General features: G+C 52.5%; 23 protein-coding genes. 14 read left to right on the top strand and 9 right to left on the bottom strand.

Going from position 1 to position 24,231, the window contains the following annotated elements; translation table 11 throughout:
• Positions 1-348 precede the first annotated feature (348 nt).
• From thiO to ACQ4M4_RS00255, 3 genes are all read right to left on the bottom strand, one after another.
• A complete protein-coding gene (gene thiO / locus ACQ4M4_RS00265) occupies positions 349-2,415 on the bottom strand; it encodes a glycine oxidase ThiO (protein WP_430682434.1) in 2,067 nt (688 codons plus the stop codon).
• Between the two features lie 179 nt (positions 2,416-2,594).
• Positions 2,595-3,113, bottom strand: a complete 519-nt coding sequence (locus ACQ4M4_RS00260) for a hypothetical protein (RefSeq protein WP_430682433.1) — start codon at positions 3,111-3,113, stop codon at positions 2,595-2,597.
• A gap of 65 nt (positions 3,114-3,178) precedes the next feature.
• Positions 3,179-3,529: a 2Fe-2S iron-sulfur cluster-binding protein gene (locus ACQ4M4_RS00255; RefSeq protein WP_430682432.1), complete on the bottom strand. Its 351-nt coding sequence runs from the start codon at positions 3,527-3,529 to the stop codon at positions 3,179-3,181.
• A 214-nt stretch (positions 3,530-3,743) separates the two neighbouring features.
• Here ACQ4M4_RS00255 and cimA point away from each other — a divergent pair, with 214 nt between their 5' ends.
• Positions 3,744-5,438 carry a citramalate synthase gene (cimA, locus tag ACQ4M4_RS00250; RefSeq protein WP_430682431.1) on the top strand — a complete coding sequence of 565 codons (1,695 nt, stop codon included), beginning with the start codon at positions 3,744-3,746 and terminating at the stop codon, positions 5,436-5,438.
• Positions 5,439-5,475: 37 nt separating this feature from the next.
• Here cimA and ACQ4M4_RS00245 read toward each other — a convergent pair whose 3' ends face one another.
• Entirely contained in the window at positions 5,476-6,006 is a 531-nt protein-coding gene (locus ACQ4M4_RS00245) for a DUF4188 domain-containing protein (protein WP_430682430.1), read from the bottom strand.
• Positions 6,007-6,310: 304 nt separating this feature from the next.
• Between ACQ4M4_RS00245 and ACQ4M4_RS00240 the strand changes: the two genes are divergently transcribed.
• From ACQ4M4_RS00240 to ACQ4M4_RS00210, 7 genes are all read left to right on the top strand, one after another.
• Positions 6,311-6,877 (top strand): PadR family transcriptional regulator, encoded by a 567-nt coding sequence (locus ACQ4M4_RS00240; protein WP_430682429.1) that lies wholly within the window; start codon positions 6,311-6,313, stop codon positions 6,875-6,877.
• Between the two features lie 147 nt (positions 6,878-7,024).
• Positions 7,025-8,350 (top strand): PhoH family protein, encoded by a 1,326-nt coding sequence (locus ACQ4M4_RS00235; protein ID WP_430682428.1) that lies wholly within the window; start codon positions 7,025-7,027, stop codon positions 8,348-8,350.
• 256 nt (positions 8,351-8,606) lie between these two features.
• Positions 8,607-9,164: a J domain-containing protein gene (locus tag ACQ4M4_RS00230; protein ID WP_430682427.1), complete on the top strand. Its 558-nt coding sequence runs from the start codon at positions 8,607-8,609 to the stop codon at positions 9,162-9,164.
• Positions 9,165-9,166: 2 nt separating this feature from the next.
• Entirely contained in the window at positions 9,167-10,183 is a 1,017-nt protein-coding gene (locus ACQ4M4_RS00225) for a hypothetical protein (RefSeq protein ID WP_430682426.1), read from the top strand.
• A gap of 333 nt (positions 10,184-10,516) precedes the next feature.
• Entirely contained in the window at positions 10,517-10,840 is a 324-nt protein-coding gene (locus ACQ4M4_RS00220) for a hypothetical protein (RefSeq protein ID WP_430682425.1), read from the top strand.
• A gap of 327 nt (positions 10,841-11,167) precedes the next feature.
• Positions 11,168-11,746: a hypothetical protein gene (locus tag ACQ4M4_RS00215; protein WP_430682424.1), complete on the top strand. Its 579-nt coding sequence runs from the start codon at positions 11,168-11,170 to the stop codon at positions 11,744-11,746.
• Positions 11,747-12,328: 582 nt separating this feature from the next.
• On the top strand, positions 12,329-12,973 hold the full coding sequence (locus ACQ4M4_RS00210) for a calcium-binding protein (RefSeq protein ID WP_430682423.1): 645 nt from the start codon (positions 12,329-12,331) through the stop codon (positions 12,971-12,973).
• Between the two features lie 227 nt (positions 12,974-13,200).
• Here the strand turns inward: ACQ4M4_RS00210 and ACQ4M4_RS00205 are convergent, their stop codons facing one another.
• Together ACQ4M4_RS00205 and ACQ4M4_RS00200 are read right to left on the bottom strand one after the other, a co-directional pair.
• Positions 13,201-13,386, bottom strand: a complete 186-nt coding sequence (locus tag ACQ4M4_RS00205; RefSeq protein WP_430682422.1) for a hypothetical protein — start codon at positions 13,384-13,386, stop codon at positions 13,201-13,203.
• A gap of 5 nt (positions 13,387-13,391) precedes the next feature.
• Positions 13,392-14,504, bottom strand: coding sequence for a PIN/TRAM domain-containing protein (locus ACQ4M4_RS00200; RefSeq protein WP_430682421.1), 1,113 nt, complete (start codon positions 14,502-14,504; stop codon positions 13,392-13,394).
• Positions 14,505-14,726: 222 nt separating this feature from the next.
• On the opposite strand from ACQ4M4_RS00200, the gene hemW reads away from it, so the two are divergent.
• The gene (hemW, locus tag ACQ4M4_RS00195) at positions 14,727-16,004 is read left to right on the top strand and encodes a radical SAM family heme chaperone HemW (protein WP_430682420.1); all 1,278 of its coding nucleotides are present in this window, start codon (positions 14,727-14,729) and stop codon (positions 16,002-16,004) included.
• A gap of 69 nt (positions 16,005-16,073) precedes the next feature.
• Here hemW and ACQ4M4_RS00190 read toward each other — a convergent pair whose 3' ends face one another.
• Positions 16,074-16,514: a GNAT family N-acetyltransferase gene (locus ACQ4M4_RS00190; RefSeq protein WP_430682419.1), complete on the bottom strand. Its 441-nt coding sequence runs from the start codon at positions 16,512-16,514 to the stop codon at positions 16,074-16,076.
• Between ACQ4M4_RS00190 and ACQ4M4_RS00185 the strand changes: the two genes are divergently transcribed.
• The 3 genes from ACQ4M4_RS00185 (at position 16,477) to ACQ4M4_RS00175 (ending at position 18,426) form a co-directional block, all read left to right on the top strand.
• Entirely contained in the window at positions 16,477-17,004 is a 528-nt protein-coding gene (locus ACQ4M4_RS00185) for a DUF1517 domain-containing protein (protein WP_430682418.1), read from the top strand. The two genes, ACQ4M4_RS00190 and ACQ4M4_RS00185, sit on opposite strands and share 38 nt — an antisense overlap.
• Positions 17,005-17,117: 113 nt before the next feature.
• Positions 17,118-17,477, top strand: coding sequence for a phage holin family protein (locus tag ACQ4M4_RS00180; protein ID WP_430682417.1), 360 nt, complete (start codon positions 17,118-17,120; stop codon positions 17,475-17,477).
• A gap of 592 nt (positions 17,478-18,069) precedes the next feature.
• Positions 18,070-18,426, top strand: a complete 357-nt coding sequence (locus tag ACQ4M4_RS00175) for an ATP-binding protein (RefSeq protein WP_430682416.1) — start codon at positions 18,070-18,072, stop codon at positions 18,424-18,426.
• A gap of 44 nt (positions 18,427-18,470) precedes the next feature.
• Here ACQ4M4_RS00175 and larC read toward each other — a convergent pair whose 3' ends face one another.
• Entirely contained in the window at positions 18,471-20,054 is a 1,584-nt protein-coding gene (gene larC, locus ACQ4M4_RS00170; RefSeq protein ID WP_430682414.1) for a nickel pincer cofactor biosynthesis protein LarC, read from the bottom strand.
• 439 nt (positions 20,055-20,493) lie between these two features.
• Between larC and ACQ4M4_RS00165 the strand changes: the two genes are divergently transcribed.
• On the top strand, positions 20,494-21,144 hold the full coding sequence (locus ACQ4M4_RS00165; RefSeq protein ID WP_430682412.1) for an L-threonylcarbamoyladenylate synthase: 651 nt from the start codon (positions 20,494-20,496) through the stop codon (positions 21,142-21,144).
• Positions 21,145-21,395: 251 nt separating this feature from the next.
• The gene (locus tag ACQ4M4_RS00160) at positions 21,396-22,733 is read left to right on the top strand and encodes a HetZ-related protein (protein WP_430682411.1); all 1,338 of its coding nucleotides are present in this window, start codon (positions 21,396-21,398) and stop codon (positions 22,731-22,733) included.
• Between the two features lie 283 nt (positions 22,734-23,016).
• Here the strand turns inward: ACQ4M4_RS00160 and ACQ4M4_RS00155 are convergent, their stop codons facing one another.
• Entirely contained in the window at positions 23,017-23,865 is an 849-nt protein-coding gene (locus tag ACQ4M4_RS00155; protein ID WP_430682409.1) for a DUF3598 family protein, read from the bottom strand.
• Positions 23,866-24,231: the final 366 nt, after the last annotated feature.

Raw genomic sequence — 24,231 nt, 5'->3', positions numbered from 1 at the left:
AGCAGTGATCAAGATCACGTCTCGGATTGATTAAGATCGCGCTCACCATTGAACGATGCGGCCATACTTTAGAAGACTCAACTCTAGCCGAGTCATCAACAGGGAACACACTACTGGCCGACGGAATCTTTCGAGAGACTGTCGGTTTTTTTTATGCAAAATTGCGAACCGTAGGGCGCTTGATGCGTAGATAGGGCATTACTGCAAGGACGCTTACGTAAACAGACACCTACTGGGCTTGCGCCTTGGTGGTGGTATTGGGTGCTTTGCAACAGCCCTAACCCAATAAAATAGCCCCCGGTGAACGAGGGCCATTGCAAGAACGCTTGATGAGAGCCGCTTTCGAGCCTAGCTGGTAATGGTGCCTGTTAAGGGGGAACTGGCGCTAGCCAACGATTTGATGGGAATGCGGCCTGCGTGGTAAGCCAACCGTCCGGCTTCAGCGGCTAGACCCATCGCGCGCGCCATGGCCACAGGATTTTTGGCTTGGGCGATCGCCGTATTGATCAACAGCGCATCGGCTCCCATTTCCATAGCCAAAGCGGCTTCGCTTGGTGAGCCAATGCCCGCATCCACCACCACGGGAACGGTGGCATTTTCAATAATGATTCGAATATTGGCCTCGTTTTTAATGCCCTGGCCAGAGCCAATGGGTGACCCCAAGGGCATTACGGTAGCGCAGCCAGCTTCTTCTAGACGCTTGGCCAATAGCGGGTCGGCGTTGATGTAGGGCAATACGGCAAAGCCTTCTTTCACTAACTGCTCTGCGGCTTCGAGCGTGCCGATTGGGTCGGGTAGCAGATACTTCGCGTCGGGAATTACTTCCAGTTTGATGAAGTTATTGTCTTCTTGGCCAAGCAGCTTGGCCATTTCGCGGCCTAGCCGTGCCACTCGAATCGCTTCTTCGGCGGTTTTGCAGCCGGCGGTGTTAGGCAGCATCCAAATTTGGGACCAATCCAGGGCTTCGCCCAATCCCTCGTGGCCAGGAGCATTGGTTTGAACGCGGCGGACGGCCACCGTTACAATTTCGCAGCCGCTCGCCACCACGCTTTGGCGCATCGTTTCAAAATCGGGATATTTGCCAGTACCCGTCATCAGGCGCGAACGGAAGGTGCGGCCTGCAATGACGAAAGAATCAGCCGCAGACTGAAGGCGATCGCCCTCTTGGGTGGGAACATCAGCCGGAGTGGAGTATTGCAACATGGTCGAATCGTGTGACAAGTTTGATGGAGAGGCATGGGAAAAGGATTGCGAACTCGCTTGGGTGCCCAATGCTCTAGTTCCATTATCGGGTTTGGCGATCGCGGTTGGTGAAGCGGTGGTGTTGGCCCCCATTGGTTGCCAAAAGCGCTCCCAGGAAAACGCAGCCAGCAACGGATCATCCACGCCTTGCCACACCCGATCGGCAATCAGCTGAGCCGTGATGGGGGCCAACAAAATGCCGTTGCGGTAGTGGCCCACAGCCAGAGTCAGGTTTTCGCACGGGCTGTGGCCCAGAATGGGCTGCTCGTCGGGCGTAGCCGGACGAAAGCCCCACCAAGTTTCTTGAATGGGAATGGCTGACAAACCGGGCATGAGCCGCATGGTTTCGTGCAGCAGTTGGTGAACGCCTGCTGGGGTATTGCCCGGTGCAAACCCTACAGATTCACTCGTTGCCCCCACGACAATGCGCCCATCCTGCCGGGGCACCAAATAGATCCCCTCGCCAAACAGAACGCGCTGCAAAGATACTGGGCGATCGCCCGGTGGCAGCAACAGCGATAACATTTGGCCCTTGCGCGGCTGTACCGGAACAGGCAACACCTCGTGAGACCAAGCTCCGGTCGCCAAAATGTAGTGCTGCGCATAACGATCGCCCGCTGTGGTCCTCACCCGAGCCACGCGTCCTTGGCGCTGCTCCAGGCTGGTGACGGCTATCCCTTCTTCCAAGTGAACGCCTAGGCTGACTGCAACCGATCGCAACACCTGAGCCAGGGCGCGGTTATCAACCTGGCCATCTTCGGGATACCACCAACCGCCAACGACGGCTGGACTTAACCCTGGCTGTGCCATATGGATCGCGACGTGATCAAGCCAATAGGCCTGGATAGACGAGGTGAGTTGAGCGATGGGCTGTTGAAAGACGGGTGCCAAAATGCCGCACGCCCAATAGCCCGTTGACTCTCCACTCAAGTCTTCGAGTTTGCTCGTCCAGTCGGCATAGCGTGCCCGACTCTGCAAACACAGCTCGCGCATGGGGCCAACGGGTAGTTCTTCGGCCATGGGGGCTAACATGCCTGCGGCGGCATGGGTGGCTGCTTCGGCAAAATTGCGGCTGAGCACCGTAACGGCTGCCCCTCGCAGCTTGAGTTCAATGGCGATCGCTAGGCCGACAATGCCGCCTCCTATCACCAAAATGTCGTTTGCTGAAGCCATGACCCTTTAGCGCAACTCAAGAAAAACAGTAGAAAGCAAAGCAAGATGCCATACAAAAGCTCGGCATGATCATGCCGAGTCGCCCAAAGCATCGACAAAACCAGGATGTTGGCACAGACAAAACCACGAGGTTAGAACCATTCATTGCAGCACAGCTCAAACCCTCTGGACTTCATGATTTACCAGCGGGCTGGCACTCCTTGCCCCGTTCCCGTCCCTGTGGTCGGCGGTCGATTTTGGGAAGGCTGATACGTGCCGGTTGGCGGAATGCCGCCGCTGGTGGTCCCGGTTGGCGGAACGCCGCCACTTGTCGTGCCAGTTGGCGGAACCCCCGTGCCGCCCGTGGTGCCGTTATAGCGGGGATCGGTCGGAAAGGTGGTGGATGGAGCCGACTGAATGGCTTCATTATTGCTGCGAGATGGAAAAATGCGGTTGAGTACCGGCACGTTCGCAACCTGGGCCCGAAAGGTAGGAGTACCAATAATCAGGGCTAGTGCCACTAGCACTCCAAAGCCAATAATGCGAACAACCCCCGTTGCCAAGGTGCCAACCAGTGCCGCCAGCAGGCCAAACACAATCAAGAATCCAAGTACTTCTGTTAGTCCTCCCATGGTGGAGTCTCCCTCACCTTCGTGATTTCCATCAGTGTGTCGATGTACGGTGCAACCCCGGTTGATGAAGAATGCCAGCAGGCTCATGCTGCCCTTCACACTCGATTTCGTGGTCTCACCTCTTCATCATCGCGCAGATACATCTGTTTCGCTCAGGAATCTCCCGATTTCTCTGCCGTCCACACAGGCTGTGATCCCTGACCCCAAAACCCGTTGTACTTGGTCACGCGCACATTGCCCAGGACTTGGGTTTGGCATGCCAACCGACGAGATTGCGCGGCAGAATGGGGAGGTAGGGCAAGTCGCGTTTGCTCTCGCCAGTTTTGAGGAGAGACTTCGCCTTCGATCTCGACTGCGCAGGTGCCACAAGTGCCCAGCCCCCGACAGTTAATAATCGTGGAGTGCTGGTTGTGAAGTTCAATCCCCTGCTGTAATAGAACGTGGCGCAGGTTTGCTCCAGTTTCACAGGCGATCGCTCTGCCTTGAGCCTGTACGATTGGCATGGTTTTGGGGTTCCTCGCGTTGGCAATCCGGTGAATTGGAGAGAAGCCGTGCAGCTCTGTACCCGATGGGGGGCAATCGGCTCCCTTCAGAATTCTTTTATCAGTGTAAGGTTACATTTCTTCAAATTTGAAGCGTTTTGGTTCTGGTTGAACCTGTGGCTCTGGTTTCCCCACGTTCCCAACGCTCACCGTGTTGAAACTTGTTAGAAAAACTATGACTCACTCCTCTCCCGCCTCAAACGGCATCTGGATCTACGACACGACGTTGCGCGACGGTGCTCAGCGTGAGGGCATGTCGCTATCGCTGGAAGATAAGCTCCGCACTGCCCGCCAGCTCGATGACATGGGCATCCCATTTATTGAGGGCGGCTGGCCTGGGGCCAATCCAAAAGATGTGCAGTTCTTTTGGCAGCTTAAAGAGGAGCCGCTGTCCCAGGCAGAGGTAGTGGCGTTTTGTTCGACCCGCCGACCGGGCCGTACCGCTGCCGAAGACCCCATGCTTCAGCCCATTCTCTCTGCTGGAACACGGTGGGTAACGGTGTTTGGCAAATCCTGGGATCTGCATGTGACAGAGGGGCTGAAGACTAGTCTCGACGAAAACCTGGCAATGATTTGCGATACCTTGGCCTACTTTCGCAGTCAGGGGCGGCGGGTGATTTACGACGCGGAGCACTGGTTTGATGGTTACAAGGCCAATCCCGACTATGCGCTGCAAACGCTGGGGGCGGCGATCGCAGGTGGGGCCGAGTGGCTGGTGTTGTGCGATACCAACGGTGGCACCTTGCCCCATGAGGTCAGTGAGATTGTGAGAGCGGTACGATCGTTTGTGCTCTCGGCTGGGCTTACGGTTGCTGATCCCGATGGCATGGAAGTTCTGCCTCATATTGGCATTCACACCCACAACGACTCGGGGACGGCAGTAGCGAATGCGATCGCCGCGGTCATGGAAGGGGCACGCATGGTGCAGGGCACCATCAACGGCTATGGCGAGCGTTGCGGCAATGCCAACCTATGTACTGTGATCCCGAACTTGCAGCTGAAGCTGGGGTATGAGTGCGTGGGCGATCGCCAATTGGAAATGCTCACCGACTCCAGCCGCTTGATCAGCGAAATTGTGAACCTGGCTCCCGACGACCACGCTCCCTTTGTGGGGCTGTCGGCCTTTGCCCACAAGGGCGGGATTCATGTAAGTGCGGTGCAACGCAATCCCCTCACGTATGAGCACATTCAGCCCGAACAAGTCGGCAACCGTCGTCGCATTGTGATTTCCGATCAGGCGGGACTGAGTAACGTGTTGGCCAAAGCCCGCACCTTTGGGATTGATTTGCATAAGGATGATCCCGCCTGTCGAGAGATTTTGCTGCACCTCAAAGCCTTGGAAAGCGAGGGCTACCAGTTTGAAGCAGCAGAAGCCAGCTTTGAGTTGTTGATGCGTGAGGCATTGCGGCAACGACCCCAATTCTTTGAAATTAAGGGCTTTCAGGTGCGGTGCGATATGCAGCCCATCAATCTGGATGGCTCCAGCAATGCTCTGGCGACGATTAAAGTGGCGGTGTACGGCAAAGATTACCTGGAAGCGGCGGAGGGCAATGGCCCTGTTTCGGCACTAGATGCGGCGCTGCGAAAGGCATTGGTGAATGTGTATCCGGCGATCGCCACCTTTCACCTAACCGATTACAAAGTACGCATTTTGGATAGCGGGGCGGGCACCTCAGCCAAAACCCGAGTATTGGTTGAATCCAGCAACGGCCATCAGCGCTGGACGACCGTTGGTGTGTCGGCCAACATTATCGAGGCATCCTACCGTGCCGTGGTGGAAGGGCTGGAATATGGCCTTATGCGGCAGGAATGTATCCTTCCCAGCCCGACTCACTCTGTGGCAATCTCCGATTCTTCGGTACAGGTGTAACCGAGGGCAGCGCTTAAAACTCGCTGCAAACTGCACCCTAGGCGTGGGGCGTGTGGGCGGTTTGCATGCGGCCTGTGGCGGTCGATCGCGCTCCCGTTGCAGGCCGCACTTCGGTTGCTTTGGCCAGTCCAAACGGCGGCATATTGGCATAGATGGTTTCCATTTGTCCGGGTTGCACGCTGTAGGTTTCGTGCCAAATTCCCACACTGCCATCGGTGCCAACGGATTGGTAGAAGCGCTGCCATGCTGCCCGGTGGGGATCGCTGGGGCTGTGGGCAAATCGCTGCAAGTCTTCGTGCGATCGCCAGTATTGCAACAACATGAATCCTCGCCAGTAGAGAAACTGCTCTGCGCCCAAAAAGCCCTTTTCGGGATGCGTATACAGCGTTTTCATCATGGGTGTCATGGCTTGTGCGGTGGGTAGCCATTTCGAAATGGCCAACAAGCTGTTGATGCGGATTCCGATGAGGAACACTACCACGGGTTCGTCGGTATTGGCGGTGAAGCGGCTGGCAATGACTTGATTGGAACGGTGTGGGCGGCTGGTTGCGATCGCGGGGGATGTCATGGTGGGTCTCCTGGGTTGGGTTTTGGGTTTTGGGGTTTGGGTTTTGGATTTTGGAGTGAGATGGTTGCCTGGTTCCTGGCAGATGGGAACCGGGCTAGGGTGTGCAGCAATGCCGTGGACGGGGTTTAGGGATGTCTGGTGTTGGAGAACGTGGAGTTGGGTTGGAGATGGGGGATGACTTGATAAACCAGGCTCAATATGCAACAAGTTGCATTTGAAGAATGCACTCAGTCTATATGCGCAAAATTACATATGTCAACCTGTGTATATTAAAAAAGTTGCATATTATTGTTAGAGATGTTTCATGGCACTTGCCCACGCAATTCTGTCGCTTTTGAGCGATCGCCCCGCTAGTGGCTACGACATCACCAAGCAGTTCGACTCATCCGTTGGCTTTTTTTGGAAGGCGACGCATCAGCAGGTGTATCGCGAGTTGGCCAAGCTGGAAGCGCAGGGCTGGGTCGAGTCGGACACGATTGCCCAAACCGGACGACCCGACAAAAAGCTGTATCGAGCAACGACAACTGGGCTGCAAGCATTGCGAGACTGGATCGCAGAGCCAACCGAAACTGCGCCGCTAAAAGAAGACCTATTAGTCAAGCTGTATGCAGGTGCGATCGCCCCAACCCCTGTTCTGATTCAGGAAGTGCAGCGACATCGGCGGTTTTATGGCGATCGCCTTGCAACCTACCGCCACATCGAATCTACCTATTTCGCCCAGCCTGATCAGTTGCCCCATGCCGATGCGTTGCGCTATCTCACGCTGCGACGCGGCCTGCGTCATGCGCAAAGCTGGATCGACTGGTGCGACGAGGCGATCGCCCTGTTGCAGCTGCAAATTTCTCATTCAGGGGCCAATCGAGCTGAATAGACGTTGCGGTTTTGTTACACAAGCCCGCAACCTAGGTCAGGCGATGTACATTGGGCACAGGCTGAAAGCAGTTTGGGTGTCATGATCCCAGACTGTGCTTCCAGAATCGTCACCTTGCTGGATGTAACGACGCATCTTCCGATTTTGATGAAAAAAGTTGTAGTTCTCGATACAAACGTATTGCTTCACGACCCATCAGCAATATTGCGTTTTGAGGAGAACGACGTTGTCTTGCCGATTACGGTAATTGAGGAGCTGGATCGCTTCAAACGCCAGCCCGATATGACCGGACGCAACGCCCGCGAAGTCTCGCGCCTGCTGGATTCTCTCCGGCAAGAAGAACATTTAATCAAGGGCGTCACCATTAACAACGGTGGGTCGCTACGAGTGGCGCTGTGTAGTCGCGAAACGCTGTTTAGCCTGCCGCCGGAACTGGAAGGCGATCGCGGCGATAACGCGATCTTGGCCGTTGCCATGGAGCTAAAGCACAAGTGCCAATGCCCGGTTGCCCTGGTTAGCAAAGACACCAACCTGCGCATTAAAGCCGATGCGTTGGGGCTAAACGCGCAGGATTACGAAACCGACAAGGTGGATGTGGAGGGCCTATACGTTGGTTCCACGGAACTGATGGTTGACCCGGCTCAGCTCGACCAACTGTTCAAAGGGGGCGGCATTGCCAGCGATCGCGATTTCTATCCCAATCAGGCGATTACCCTGATCAACTCCACCAATCCCGATCACACCGCACTGGGCATTGTGGATGGCGAAACCCGCAAAATTGTGCCTTTAGCGAAGCTGCCGCACTCGGGCGTGTCGCACATTCAGCCCCACAACCGCGAGCAAAAGTTTGCGCTGGAAATGCTGCTGCGGGATTCGATTTCGCTGGTGACGCTGGTGGGCAAGGCGGGAACTGGAAAAACCCTGCTGGCGATCGCTGCCGGATTGCAAAAAGTACTAGAGGAAGGCACCTACAGCCGCTTGCTCATTTCGCGCCCGATTGTGCCCATGGGTCGCGATTTGGGCTTCCTTCCGGGTGATGTGAACGAGAAACTGTCGCCCTGGATGCAGCCTCTGTATGACAACTTTGACCTGATCTTTAGCTTGCAAGAGGGCTTTGGCAAACACACTCGCTGGTGGCGCGGCTATGAGGAATTGATGGAGCAAGGTTTGCTGCAAATTGAGCCGTTGACCTACATTCGGGGTCGCACCATTCCCAAGCAATTTTTAATTGTGGATGAAGCTCAAAACCTCACACCCCACGAGGTAAAAACCATCCTCACCCGCGCTGGAGAAGGCACCAAAATTATTTTGACGGGTGATGTGGAGCAAATTGATAACCCGTACATCGATGCCGCAAGTAATGGCCTAACTTACGTAGTGGAGCGGTTTAAGCATGATCCGCTAGCGGCTCACATTACGCTTCTTAAAGGGGAGCGATCGAAGCTGGCCGAACGAGCCGCCGCCCTGCTGTAAAGCCACATCAAAAGTATGGGGCGATCGCTCCTGTCTGTTTCAACAGGCTTTTCTCCATAAGTCTGCAATTCATTCGCGGGCGCATTGGAAGCAAGACGCACAATTACAAAGCAGCCGTTAACAAACCCACCAAAATCGATTTCATTTTCATGAAGATCGAAAATGTTGGGTTGTCCGTGTTTCTACTTCCATTCCACGTGGGAATGCTGATTTTTAGTGGAAGAAAATCCCAGCCCCACATCATTAGGCAAATACTATGGCTGCCAAAAAGAAACCGCAGCGTGCTAAATCGGAACCTCAGATTACGCCTCGCATCGAGGTTGAAATTAAAAAGCTTGCAGCTAAGCACGGCTACGACGAATCTATTCTCAATCAGTTTGCTCTGTTTGTCCTCTCTCCAGAACCAAAACCGCTAACACTTCCTGAACTGAAGAAAGCTGTCTACGATTATTTTCAAGTTAAAGACACAGCTGCGCTGAAGAAGTCGAATGCTTTTCAATTAGCAACGAGTGGACTTGGAAAGCTCGATCTCAGTAAGAAAGCTGGCTGGGAAACGATTTATCGAAAAGTGGTTGCTGTCATCCCTACTGAAGAGTACGAGACTGGATACGGCTGTATAAACGGCATCGATATCTTCAAATACGACAAGCCTTGGAAAGTGTTTGGATTGGATCCAAAAACATCAAGCACAGAAGATGTGAAGAAGGCTTATTACAATCTCAGCCAAACTTATCATCCTGATCGTGAGACTGGTGATGCAGAAATTTTTAATCGTTTGACTGTGTTCTATAAGAGCCTAACCGAAAAATTCTAGCCATGGCTGAAACTTACATTACTAGCAAGCAGCTGATCGAGACCTTGCAAATTTCATCAGATAAGCTTCTCGAAGTTCAGAAATTCTTTGATTCTATTCCCGATGATGAATGGGAATTAAACGAAGGTAAAGATTATCGGATTGTAAATGGCGCGGGACTGCGTGAATACACTCAGTCGGGTGCCTACACAATTGCTAGATATTTAGAATCGAATCAGCAACTTAATCTGTTTGAGAAACTAAAAGATTGGTTTACAGGGTATCGTAAAAAAATTCGTCAAAGCTTTATTCGGAAAAAGATCACGGACAATTGTTCTTCATTAATAAAACGACGTGATCAGTTTTGGATTTCTCGGGCAGACACAGTTGCTATTTTTGGAACTCGTTCTGATTACTTATCCAAAATGGCTGAGCATACCCAAAAGAGCGAAAATCCTTTGATTAAAGGACAGGATTATGACGAGTTCATGCCTGGCGAAGGGATTTATTATTCATTAACTGGTATCTTCAAGCTATCCCAATCATTCTCTAAGCGACTAACACGCAAAAACCGCAAAGAAGAATGTAAGGATGTTGGTCATGTCATAAGTTCTCAAGTAGAAGACATTGTTAAGCAAATTCTTAACCGTCAAAGCAAAATGGAGAAAGCCTTGAAGCAGGCTAAAAGACGTGACGGCAAGAAATGCTTAGTGACTGGCAAGCGATCAAATAGCATTGAGTCTTGCAATTTAGTAGCTCATCACTTGTATTCAAAGTCTGAATATCCCCATATTGCAGATTGTTTGGATAACTTGATTACAATTAGCGAAGAAGTGCATAAGCAATTCCATGAGCACTATATGGGTGGTTACCATAAACCCTGCGCATTGAATGATTTCATTCAGTTTATGCAGCAGTACTATCCAGACAATTATCAGCTCGTGAATTGGCTAGAGGGCCAGAAACGAAAACTGGGTGACCAGAAAGAAATTAAAACCAAGCCACATGTGTTGTATTTGCCTGCAAGCCGTGTGAGTTAACTTAGGTTTCTTGGCTCGAATACAGAAGAATTAACTCATTTGCAACTGCGGGATCTTTTTCTCGCAGTGTTTTTTATGTGGTGAATATTTTGAAATTGGATGGAGCGTGCGATCGCCAATTTGAAGGAAACAGTACTTTTGAATAATGCTCTCCAAAGACAAAAGATGAAAGCACCAGAATGAATATACGGATATTTTTAGTCGATCAAAAAATATTTGAATTACTTTCCGTGAAAACGCTACAGACTCTAGAGTTTGAGCATCCTACAGTGAATGAGACGCAGATTTTTCCTAAAAAAATCTCTATGAGTTCACTTAAGGAGAATTAACTCTATGAAATCCTTGAAGCAATTAGTTGCCCTCTCTACAGGTGTGTTCTTTGCATTGGGTGCAGGCTTAAGTGCTCCTGTTTCCGCTCAAGAAATGTCTGTTGAAGAGGTAGATGCCCTAGAGAACAACCTGATCGTTCTGTGTGATGCTTCTTTTGAGGAGCTAGCAGATATGGGAATTGAGTTCAACGAGGCAGGCGAAGTCTACCTAGATGTGGCTTGCGATGCGGTTTTGGATGGGATTGACGAAAGCGATTTTGATGACGAAGAATTTGCCGATGCCATCGACTTTTTGGCTGAAGCGCTTGCTTCCGTAACCTACGAGTAACGCTTGCCAACAAGCTGCTGCTTACTGCTGAGAACAGGTGATGAGGCACATGATGTCCTTATCGCCTGTTTTTTTGTACCTCTTGGGAGGGTATGGGCTCATCAACCTGCATATCCAAATGCAAATTGATCCATCGTGCTGTGGGATGGTGGGTCCACAGAAGGGTTGATTTGGCCTGTTCGTTCTGGTTTGTGAGTCCAACGACCCAAGCTTGGGAAAAGCGCGATCGCCCGAAATCTCCGTAAAATCACGGCTTTTAAGCGCTCATGCAGGCCAAAACTCAATGAATTTACAAAAGTTTATTGAGGAATCTCCGAAATTCTACTCATGACGGATGATGTTAACTTCACAACCACCGCAAGTCACAAACTTGCGAGAAACGAAGAAAAGACGGGAGATTCCTTAGATATGGTCGCCATTTTCGAAAAAGAAGAGCTAATTGACCAACTTCGCGCCACTAACCGCAAAATTAACGTTTTTGCACACACCAGCCTGGCCAAATCTGTTCGCGAACTGAATGCCGAAAGCGTCGTGAAACTGACCGGAGTTGTGGGCGATGGCTTGGCTCAAATCAAAGAGCCTGTTGTCGGTTGGGTACAGTCCACCCACCTCAAGGCCGCCTCTTCTGGAATGCAAAAGGGTCAGCGCTATCGCTTGCGCAATACCCCCGAACTGAGCCAAGGTTTGGCCGCCTACCATGTGCCTGGCTCTCCTCAAAATGATGGCCCTGCTGCCAATAGCTTCGTGTTCGTCACCAATCCTGCGGATAGCTACCTCGAAAATGGTCGCCGCTATATCCGTGTGTACTACACCGGAGTAAACGGAAACGAGCGCGTTGGCTATGTATCGCAAGGGCCTGTAGGCAGCGTGCTGGGCCAAGCTTCCAGCAACTTCTCTCTGGCCTAAAGGCAACGCGGGTTTGGGGGCGCGTTGAACCCGTTTCCCAAACCCTCTTTATCTATTCCACGGCCAATTTGCCCCCATTGGCTTTGGTTTCCTTCAATTCTGAGCTAACTCATGAGTGCTATAAACCCTTAGTCCCCGGGTTTTGGCACTCATTTTTTATGCAAATCTGGATGCAATCTAGCCGCTAGATGCACTAATGGTTTAGTCGGGCGATCGCTATCGATGGAGTGCGATCGCCCTATTCCATGTCTAAGTCCGTGCTGCTTTTTAGTGACCAACTGCAACCTGGCTTGAATCCACAGCCTTTGTTCGCCCCAACCGCTGGTCAAACTGCTGGTCAAACTGTTGGTTACAAGGGCTAGTCATCATCTCCGCTTGGCCCAAAAATCCGAATCAGTCAGCATTAGAGCCTTCTTCGCTGATCCACACCTGATCCACACAAACAGGTTGTCGAAGAATTTTCCAGATTTTTGCATAACGCCTCCTCTTACACCCGATAGCTCTTTAGAGGGACACAGGCAAGCAAACCACTCCGGTGACCCCTCCCACGAAACAACCCCCTATTTCTGGAAGTAACAAACCATGGCTATTCTCTCTGGTAACGCCTTCAACAACCTGCTCGACGCCATCAGCTACGGCAACAGCAACGACACCCTCTACGGATATGGCGGCAACGACACCCTCTACGGCTGGAACGGCAACGACAAAATCTACGCTGGCACCGGCAATGACTATGCCTATGGTGAAGCGGGCAACGACTACATCGATGGCTGGTATGGCAACGACTACATCTCAGGTGGTTCTGGCAACGATACCCTGTTGGGCTACTACGGCAACGACACCATCTACGGTGGCAGCGGCACCGACAAAATCTTTGGAGAAGCGGGTAACGATGTGATGCATGGCGGCGGCTATGGCAACAACTCCTACGAGTACGACGAGATGACGGGTGGAGCCGGAGCCGACACGTTTGTGGTGGGCGATGCCTATGGCAACTTCTACAAGGGAGCCGGGTATGCGATTATCAAAGACTTCAACTATGCCGAAGGCGACAAGGTGAAGCTGAACCTGAGCCAGTACGAGGTGAAGGACGTGTCTTACTATGGTGTGGGCAGCAGCGCTTTGGATACGGTGATCTACCACAAGGGCACAACCGATGTGGTGGCGGTCATCCAAGACAAGGCAGGTGCAGCGGTCATTCCCTCCCTCGACTTCGTCTCCGCCTAAGGACTGAAGCTGCGTGAGTTTGCCGCCGATGGCTGAACTGGCATAGCTCCAAGCACAGCTCAAAGCACAGACTGAGAAGAGCAGGCCCATGGACCTGCTCTTCTCAGTTTTTCGGGCTATTCCAGGACGGGCGAAGTTGAATAATTTTTGAAGCGCTAGTCGCTTCAAAAATTATTCAAACCCCCTGGTTTTTCGGATGAAGTGCGTAAGTCCTATATTTTTTCGGGCTATTTTTTGGCTTTCCAGGTGCCGCCATAGAGGTAGTGAGGATTATTGATGCTAACGGTGGGGTAGCAGCGATCGCACACAAAATGCCACTGGTTCAGCTCATCCCATTGAATGCGGTACAAAACTGAAGCGAGTTGATGGCAGCGATCGCACGACTTCTCTCGATTGCGACGGGTACGGCTCATGGGGGCTAGCTACGCGAAACCTTAGAGCCTTCGCTGGCACTGCCCTGGCTAGAGTCTTGTGGACGGGCAAAGATCATGCGTCCGGCGGAGGTTTGTAGCGAGCCAGTCACAATGACCGAAACCTCTTCACCAATCAGGCGATCGCCCGCTTCTACGACTACCATGGTGCCGTCGTTCAGGTATCCCACTCCTTGATCGGGTTCTTTCCCCTGCTTCAAAATTTTGAGATCCAAAAAATCTCCCGGTAAATAGCTAGGACGCATCGCCTGTGCCAAATCATTGATGTTCAGCACTTCTACCTTTTGCAAACTGGCCACTTTATTCAGGTTGTAGTCGTTGGTCAGCAGTGTGCCGTTAATGTCTTGTGCCAAACGTACCAGCTTGGCATCCACTGTGGAAATATCGTCGTAGTCAGCGGAATGAATCACGATTTTGTCGCGATAGGCTTCTTTTAGCCGCTTGAGAATATCTAATCCGCGTCGCCCGCGTGTGCGCTTTTGATCGTTTGAAGCATCGGCGATGAGCTGAAGCTCCTGCAGCACAAACTGCGGCACCAAAATTTGCCCTTCCAAAAAGCCCGTTGCCAAAATGTCTTCGATGCGTCCATCGATGATGCAGCTAGTGTCCAACACTTTGCTGGCGGCAGGCTTTAGCGTGCCTTCGGCAACCAGCAAGGTTTCCACACTGTTGGGATTGATCAACCGCAGGAGCGATCGCCCATGGGCACCTCCCAAGTTCACCCCGGTGGCCGCAAAAATGACACTACCCAAAACGGCTGCCATGGGCTTAATAAAGGAAAAATCGGGCGGAATCGGCAGCAAAAAAATTGGGAGGAGAATCAGGTTTGCCACCAGCAGACCCAGCACCAGCCCCACCGAACGGCTCAGCAGCAGATCGACTGGCATTTCGCGCACCTGGCGTTCCAATCGCTGGTAGGTTGTTTGGGCAACCAGGCCCAGCGCCAAACCGATAATGCCCCCAAACCCAGCAATAACCAAGCTCAGCCCTTCAATGTTTGACACTTGGCGAAGGGTTTCGTCGGGAAGAAAATCGACACTATAAAAGCCGATTCCGACCCCTGCTAGGATGAAGGAGATGACGATAATCGCGTCAAGCATAATCCAGTCCATCTCTGGGTTTGGGCAAGTGCACCCTTACGCTCCGAGAAACCACCAAGGGCGATCGCTACCGAGTCGGTATGTGAAGGGATAGAGCAGGTCGGCCAAAGCCGCGTCAGATCTAGGGTCACAGGTGCTCAGCATCATTATAGGTCATCAGTTATTAACTCGTTTTGCAAGTCGTTTGCGTAACATTTCGGTTCACATTTCAGGAGTGCACGCGTGGCCCCTACCAACGAGACCAATCGCCACTCACCAGACCTGGCTACCGCTGCAATGTCTACTCCGCAACCTGCCTCTGAATCGGCCCCAGCCTCGACTATTCTGACGTTTGCCCCACCAACTGCTGCTTACATTCATATTCCCTTTTGTCGGCGGCGCTGCTTTTACTGCGATTTTCCCATTTCGGTGGTGGGCGATCGCACGCGGGGCGACGATTCGGGCACCATTCGAGACTATGTCAGCCAGCTCTATCGAGAAATTGCGCTGACGCCTGCCTTGGGCCAGCCATTGCAAACGATCTTTTTTGGTGGGGGAACGCCGTCCTTACTGTCGGCGGCACAAGTGCAGCAGGTGTTAACGGCACTGGCGCACCAATTTGGCCTTGCACCCAATGCCGAAATTTCGATGGAAATGGATCCTGGAACCTTTGACTTGGCGCAGGCGCAGGGCTATGTGGCGGCAGGCGTGACGCGGGTGAGTTTGGGGGCACAGGCTTTTCAGGCGGATCTGTTGGCGGCCTGTGGCCGCACCCATACCCCGGCAGATATTCCCGTGGCGGTGCAGGTCTTGCGCGAGGCTGGGGTGACGAACGTGAGCCTGGATCTCATTTCGGGGTTGCCGGGGCTTACGGTGGCCCACTGGCTGGACTCGCTGGAACGGGCGATCGCGCTTGATCCCACCCATCTTTCGGTGTATGACCTGACCATTGAGCCAGGAACGGTGTTTGGTAAGCGCTACACTCCGGGCGAAGCACCCCTGCCCAGCGATGAAGCCACCAGCCGCATGTATCGCGCTGCCCACGATCGGCTCACCGCCGCTGGGTTCGAGCATTACGAAATTTCGAACTATGCAAAATTGGGATACCAGTGCCGCCACAATCGCGTGTATTGGGAAAACCGCGCTTACTACGGTTTTGGGATGGCGGCTGCCAGCTATGTGCAGGGACAGCGGTTTAGCCGACCCCGCACTCGCGCTGCCTACTATACCTGGCTGGATGAACAAGCCGTGGTGGATGTTGAACCAGCGACGTTCACGGATCAATTGCTGGATACGTTGATGCTGGGGTTGCGGCTGGCTGAGGGCTTGAGCCTGGACACATTAACGCAGCAGTTTGGCCCGGCGGTGGTGCAACGGGTGCTCACGGTGCTGGAGCCCTATCGGCGGCAGGGTTTAGTCAACTGGCAGGACGATCGCCTCTGGTTCACCAGTCCCGAAGGCTTTTTGCTATCCAATACAATGCTATCTGCGCTGTTTAGCGAGCTGGATGCAGGTTCGTGAGTTGGAGGTTAGCGAGCGGGTGCAGGTGTGCTTGAGTTTGGTCAACTTGCTGAGCTTCCCATTCCGTTTTCAACAGACCGTATAGCATGACATCCTCATACTGGCCCCACTTTGGGGTGTGCTGTCGCTGGCAGCCCTCGGCTTGCATTCCCAGCTTTTGCATGACGCGCCCGATGCGGGATTGCGCACAAAGTGTGCGGCGTGGATGCGATGCAGCTTCAGGCTAGTAAAGCCATGGCGGATGACTTCTTTAGCCGCTTCGGTACAGTAGCCATTGCCCCAAAACGGTTTGCCAACCCAGTAGCCCAGCTCGGCAATGTTATGGTCGCGATCGATGCCCAACCCAATGGCACCGCACAGATGGTTGCGATCGCGCTCCACCATCGCAAAGGTGGCCGTACGGCGATCGCCAAAATCCCCAGTATGCTTGGCAATCCACGCTTCGGCCATGCCGTCTTCGTAGGGATGGGGAATGAGCAACGTGCGATGGGCAACATCGCGATCGCTCACAATCTTGACCGAGCGCTCCAACTTGAGTACTCGGCTAGGACTATCCGAAACTTTGCGTGAAACGGTGCTTACCCTGCTGCGATCGCCCCAGTACTGGAGCCATGCCCGCGTGCGATCGCAAACCCTCAACAGTCGAGAAGCCGCTGCTGCCCGGTTTGAGCAACTTTCGATTGAAGAGCGCAGCAAATTTAGAACTGAAACGTTGGTGAATGTAGGTGGTAGCTTGCAGCGCCAAACTCCCGCTCGCTCCCGCTTATCCGACTCTGGCGCCTACATGATTGTGACGTTGCTGATTGCCACCACGCACGATCGCCCAATGGTGAACCAGGTTCATTCGACAGATGAGCTGCGAGAAGTTCTGCAACGACTAGGGGCGATCGCACCATACGATCTTTTAGTTTACGAGTTGATTTGGACTTCTCAAGATGCGCGTGACACCCTCAGTTATGACGAAATGATTGCTCAATACCCGTCTTTAATCCAGCTATAAACCACTCCAGAAAGATATCCAAATCCCTAAAGTAAATTCTGTTGACCTGCACTTTACAGAAAAATGGTTTTCGCGTTTTATGAGAGGGTATTTAGGTTTTGAGGAGCCCCATCATGGCCGGATTTCTAATTTCAGTCGTGATTCTTGCTGTTAGCTTACTCATTGTTTCTAAACTGCCAACCGGAGTTGAAATTGAAAACCCCATCATTGCCCTCGTTGCGGGTGGCATTATTGGTGCCTTTAATGGCATTTACTATCTCTTTCCCGATTGGTTTAGAACCTCAACGGCAATTGTGAGTTTAGGTTTGATTCCGTTGATTGGCAGCATTATTGTATTTGGGCTGACAGCGTGGTTGGTTCAAGGATTTCGCCTTCGCTGGGGCATTGGTAGTGCCATTATCGGTGCGATCGCCCTTAGCATTGTCAGTTCCATTCTCAACTTCATTCTTCGCTCGGTTGGGCTGATTGCTTAATTCATTTCCATTCGTGTTCAACCCAAGCTCAAATCGGACAGACTCTGCTGGTAGGTATTTCCTGAAGCGTCTCTGACTAAGTTTTAAGGCTATTGCATATCCATTCGTGCGATCGCCCGATAAAACGAGAACGAATCGCAATTCTGCGTTTTGAATGACAACGCATCACTTTGGGGATCGGATTCAGGACTTCAGGGTTTATTTCGTTAAGAGAGCCTGAATGCGATCGCAACCATGAACCGAACTGTACGGAAACCTGAGACCTGCTAACCCATCGACAACGCGTGAGAAATTGGCTGATCCTCTGCGATCGCCTAGCGTGAGAAATCAGCCAAACGCTTGCCAACTCTCAGCTTTCGGGTGATGAAAGCTCAGCCAAAATGCAGATGATCCCCAATGAAGATCTCCTGGGCAGCCAAATGGATGTGATACCATGAGAATATCCCAATGGATTCAGGGTAGACCGACCAATCCATTTGAATGCTGTGAGGTTTACTGCGTGATAGCAATCACACCTCGTACCGCTGGGCGCAGGTGGGGCACTGTAAGTTTTGCCTCTACGCTGCATCTCGGTCCGGTTTTAGACTTGCTCATGTCTGATGTTCCCAATCGCTGGAGGGCAGAGATCCGGCTAGGGCTGCAAGAGGCATTAGTGAATGCTGCCAAGCATGGCAATCAACTAGATCCCAATAAAACTGTTTTGGTGGAGTTCTTCATTCTAGATGAGGAACATTGGTGGATTATAGCGGATCAGGGGCCAGGGTTTGATCCTTCCTGTCCATGCACCAACGATTGTGATTCTTCTTTATTTGAACACCAGCAGGATTGTGGCCGTGGCCTATATATTCTGCACCAAATTTTTGATCAGGTGCTTTGGAATCCAGATGGCACAGAGTTGCGCTTGTGTAAGCAGGTGAAAAATCGCCTTCGACTGCCATTAATTTCCTAAACTTTTGATTTCCTAGATATTTGTTCTTCTAGATATTTGATTTTCTAAATCCGGCTGGTAGCTGCTTTTTGCTGGTGCCATGCTTGCAGTGCAGTTTGGTGCACTGTTTGCCATGCAACCTGATGTTGTTGGGCAAGCTGAGCGCAATCATCATATTCGGGATGAATGTTGAGCAGGCTACCCGTAGATGGGTCGTGCGCAACTTTGATGCGTACTGCTCCGTATGCTGTTTCTACCATGTCGATCGATCGCTCTAAGATGGTGCGTTGTTGCATCGATCGACGAATTCCCAGCGTGGTGGTTTCTTGAAATAAGGTTTGCTCGCAGGCTTTGGCTTGCTCGGGGAGACAAATAACGGTGATGAGTGTGCCCAAGCGTGACTTTTTCATGGTGACAGGTTGGGTAAACACATCCAGGGCTCCCTGGCTGAGCAGGAGTTGTGTTGTGTAGGCGATCGCCTGGGGGGACAGATCATCAATTTGCGTTTCGAGGACAGCCACCGTTTGCGGGGTGGCGTCGGGTGCACTGGCTTTGGCGATCGCTGGGGCTGTTGTGGATGGAGTCAGCCCTGGTATGCCAGAACGTGGGTGAGCCTGGGTGGAATGAGCGGTTTTGGTATGGCCTGCTGAACTTTCGCGGCGATCGCCAATCCATAGCCGCAGAATATTGGGAATTTGCAAATCGCGTGCGCCAGCTCCCAACCCCACGCGGTGCAGCACCATGGGAGGCGGTGCCCCAAAATCGGTTGCTAGGGTCGTGGCGATCGCGGCTCCTGTCGGAGTCACCAGTTCGCGCTCGATCCCATTGCTGTAGACAGGGACTTGCCCCAGTTCAAACAGCTTGAGCACCGCCGGGGTAGGCACGGGCAAGCGGCCATGGGCTGCCCAAATGGTTCCCCCACCAACGGGCAACGCCGAGCAGTACAGTTCATCAATTTCTAGCCAGTCCAGACCCAAGCACGTGCCCACAATATCGACAATGGCATCGGTTGCGCCAACTTCGTGAAAATGGATGGTATCTGCAGTCATACCGTGGACGGCGGCTTCGGCCTCGGCCAACTGCCGAAAAATTGCTAAACTCCAGGCTTGGGCACGAGGCGGAAGATGACCGTTGCCAATCATGGTTTCAATGTCGGCGAGACAGCGGCCTTGAGGATGGCTATGGCTGGAAGGCCCCGCTTCTGCACCAGAGGGGAGATGGGCAGCGTCGGGGTGGTGCCCATGGTCATGCGCATGAGGGTGATCCGGATGGTGCGAATGCTTGGGATTGTGGGAATGCCCATGCTCATGTCCATGATGATGCTCATGGCTATGGCCAGCAGGGTGATGGGTTGGGGAACTGGCTGTCGAGCTGGCATTGTGAGCAAAGGTGAAGTGGGGATCAACCCCGGCTTCGCGATCGCCGCCATGCCCCTGCTCTGTCGATTTCAGCAGCTCAACGTGGAGTTTGGTTGCAGCTTGCCCATTGCGCAGCACGGTTTCTACCCGTAGAGCAAAATCCTGAGCGATCCCCAGTTGATTGAGGTGGGTGATTAAGAATTCGATGGGGACACCCGCATGAATTAATGCGCCTAAACACATGTCGCCTGCAATTCCCGTTGGGCACTCAAGATATGCAATCTTCGTCATAGCTACTATGGATTTATGAGAATGAAACCGGAGATGGGGTCTGCGCGATCGCCTTTCTTTCACACTACGGCGAACTCCGGTGCTTGTGGACGATACCGCATAAATTTTGCTTGCGAATTGGGCTGAAACCAACCTTGTGCTTCAGCAAGGTTAGATCCTCGGCAGGTTTTTCAGGGGCACCCGTTGGAATTTCCTGGGATCAACATTAAGTTTTCAGCCCAATGGATAGTCAAGCTGCATCGAACCCCCGACACTAAACCGTAACTGTGGATACATCTGTGATCTTGCTACGGACGAGAACAGAGGGCTGGGCGATCGCCTTCTCTCCTCATGCAAGTCCTACATCTGGTTGCCAACGGCTGTTGCTGTGCAGATTGCTTTTGCCAAGTGATGGTTTGGCGGATTGATTGTTGTTTTTGGTTGTATTGTTTTTCTGGCTATGGCTACCGTTTACCACGTTCACCCAACCACTCCCCAACAGCGCACCATGGAGCAAGTGGCCAAAGCGCTGCGCCAAGGGGCAATTGTGCTGTATCCCACCGATACGGTGTATGCGATCGGCTGCGACCTCAACGCCAAAAGCGCGATCGATCGGGTTCGCCAAATTAAGCGCCTTGCCAACGATAAGCCGCTCACCTTTTTGTGTTCGTCGCTGTCCAATATTGCGGCTTATGCCTATGTCAGCGATTCGACTTATCGCCTGTTGAAGCGGCTGATCCCTGGCCCGTACACCTTTTTGCTTCCCGCCACCAAGCAGGTGCCCAAGTTGGTGATGGAACCCAAGCGCCGTACCACAGGTATTCGGGTGCCCGATCATGCCATTTGCCAAGCCTTGCTGACAGAATTGGGAAATCCCATTATTTCTACATCTGCCGCATCGGGCATTGTTGAACCGGGCGATCGCATTTCCAAGGCAGAGCTATTCGATCGGCTAGAAAAGCTGGTGGATATTGTCATTGATGACGATGAGCCACTGGAATCTCATCTATCGACGGTGCTGGATTTGACCGATGAGGAGCCAGTCCTAGTACGCAAGGGAATGGGCTGGGATGCGGTAGCCGGTTTGGCTGTAGAAGCCGAGACGGTGTAGCCCTGGGCAATCGAGGCCACTGTCACACTACTGTCACATTTTTGGGGCCGCTCATTTCCCCCGCCCAATAATCGTGAACCCCAGAAACACCAGGCTTCGAAAATCTGTCTGGGGGAGAGTACGGAAACTTTGAATGTATGGGCTGGTGAATGCCAGCTTTAAAAGTGACCTAGGGTTATCCGGGCCTCCCCGTAGTCTTCGAGAATTGAAATGTAGACAGTTTATGGCAGTCGAAACCGTTCTTCAGTTTCATGCGCTGCTCTACCAACCGTCGTGCATCCACCGTGTATCTAGCCATGAACGTCAAACCTGCTCAGTTTTCTGGTTCCGAATCTCAACAGTCCAACCGCAATATTTCTGATCCCATCTCTGCACTGACACCCTCTCAATCTGCCGATCGCCCATCGGATGATCCCATGGTTGATCAAGCCGAGGGTGGTGAGGAGATGATCATGCAGGAGCCAGAGCCCGATAGTGGGCTGATGCAGGTGTTGCTACAGGAGCTAACATCGGCTTTATCGACTGCGCCAACGGTGCGGGGCGAAGCCGTGATTCGCCGCATTGTGGTCGAGGTTGAGCGCATTTGCCAAAAGAGCGATCGCATTCAAAATTCTGGTCAGCTCAACAGTTGGCGGTTAACCCTGGGCCAGCACCGCGTGAAAAAGTTGGTGGCCTACTATCAGCTAGGCTCCCGTCGAGGCCGTGTGGAGTTGCATAGCCATCTCAGCACGATTGTGTATCGCCATGTGGCTCGCAGCGGCGCTCAGCTTGGGTTTCAAGGCCGCTATGGGCTCATCGAAGATTTTCTACAAGGCTTTTATATTGAAGTACTCAAAACCTTCCGTAAAGAGAATGGTCTTCCCGAAGATTACTCTCCCAAGACTCGGTTAGAGCTGGCGGAATACATGGCCTTTACCGAGCAATATGCCAAGCGCCGCATTAACTTGCCGGGTCGCCGCAACCAGCAGCTAATTGTGCTGCGGGCTCAAGGATTTGCCAAGCGCCAACCTGCGGAGTCTGCGGTGGATATTGAACTGGCGGTAGAAACGGGCAAAGGCGATGATGCAGAAATGCACAGCCGCTCGCCTCTGGTTCAGCAAGTGCGCGAACAAATGGTGCTGGATGCGATCGACCCAACTGATTCGGTGCTGCGCGATCGCGTCATTCACGAGCTGATTCACTACCTGGAATCGCAAGACCAAACCGACTGTGTGAACTATCTCACCCTCAAGCTTCAGGATTTGTCGGCTCCCGAGATTGACGAAATTTTGGGTCTATCGCCTCGCCAGCGCGACTATTTGCAGCAGCGGTTTAAGTACCATGTGGAAAAGTTTGCGCGATCGCACCGTTGGCAACTGGTGCACCAGTGGCTGGGGGCCGACCTCGATCAGAATTTAGGGATGCCCCAGCAGCAATGGCAGTCCTTTCAAGCCCAGCTTTCGGACGAACAGCGACAGCTCCTGCGCCTCAAGCACGACAAAGCCAGCGATCAAGCGATCGCCAAAGCTCTGCAATGTACTCCTAAGCAGGTGCACAAGCGTTGGGTCAAGGTTCTTGAAATGGCCTGGGACTTTCGGAACCAGGGCTAAGCCCAGAGCCAAGGGGTTGAACATCGATTTGCGATCGCGCCCCGCAAGTCGTGTCCCACGTCTCCGTTACAGCAGGGGCGCTGAGCCCAAGGGCGCAAAGCCAGGAATCCCAATGTCTGGTTAGCCCGGCTGAAATCAAAACCGTCAACAATCACTACAGGCGAGATCTCATTAGACCTCATTCGTGAAACCCATAAATGAAACCCATACGGTTGGATATGGTTCCAACAGCTAAGCCTGAAGGTTGTTCGCTGAACGGGATCAAGGGAAACCGAATTGAACCTTAATCGACTTTTTCTTCTACAACGAGCGTTAGGCTGACCCATCCGCCTTGGGCATCGTACTGACGAACGAGGCGTTGGCGCAGCGTTGAGGTGACTAGCCAGCCTGTTTCTAGCAAAAAAGGTTTGCCCTTGGGAATGGTGAGTGGGGTGTTGCACGAGCCACCATCGGGAAGCAGCAATAGCTGCATCGGCGTGGTTCCCTGATCAAATAGGAGGCGCGAACCCTCGATTCTGGCGCTGGACTGAAGCTGAAATTGAGGCATGGTGAGCTGTTGATGCAGGCGATCGCCCTGCTGCTGCACCGTCAATGTGGTCGAATATTCATCGGGCGATCGCCAGTCGGCATACAAGGTAACGGCTTGCCCTCGCCATGTTCCTACCAATGCTTCCACCGTCAATGGTGGTCGTTCGGGAGTGATGCTGTTGGGTAAATGTTCGCGAATGAGCGTGATGCTGGCGAGATGGGTTTCGCTACCACTGGGGGCAAACATCGGAACTAGTCGCAAACGGCGATCGCCCTCCAAAAAACCAAACTCGGCTCCAAACTCTGAGAAAGGGCCGTACTGAAGTGACCCCTGCGAAAAGGCCCCATTCCCAAAAAAGAGTACTCCTCGATTGAGGGTGCGATACTCCAGCACCTTTTGCTCGACCAGTTCCTTGGTGTCGGGTGAAAAGTAATTCAGCGTTTGGCGCACTGTTTGATTGCCATCCAGACCTGCCAACTCAATGACCGTTGGCGTGTCGTTTTGCAGAATTCCTGCTGCATCGAGCCGTGTAAAGCTGCCGTGCCATGCTCCAAGATGCTGAAGCAAACAAAGCCACTGAGCTGAAGGAACCAAAGAATTCATCACCAAAGCTCTCCCCAAAAAACCTAATTTCAAAACCTCTAGGACTTATGCACGTCATCCGAAAAACCAGGGGGTTGAATGATGGTTAGAGCGCTTAGCGATCCAATATTCACCAGCGATGTCGGTTCTAACTAACTAAGGCACCGCACCATTGGCCGCAGGCTGGTCAACTTGGCGAACCGAAACCGCTGACAAAACGTAATCTTCAAATGCGAGCGCCGTATCCACCTTAACCACTCTAGCCACGTCAATTGACCGTCTGGGCGATTTACAAATATTTAGATTTTGCAATGCAAATCGATACAAAACGTGGCAAAAATCTATAGAAATGTGTATAAAAAGCCACTGCTTATTTTCCCTTTAGTT

This window comes from Leptolyngbya sp. AN02str (assembly GCF_050565595.1).
Taxonomy (GTDB): Bacteria; Cyanobacteriota; Cyanobacteriia; order Elainellales; family Elainellaceae; genus Kaiparowitsia.
This window is presented reverse-complemented; position numbering and strand designations above follow the sequence as displayed.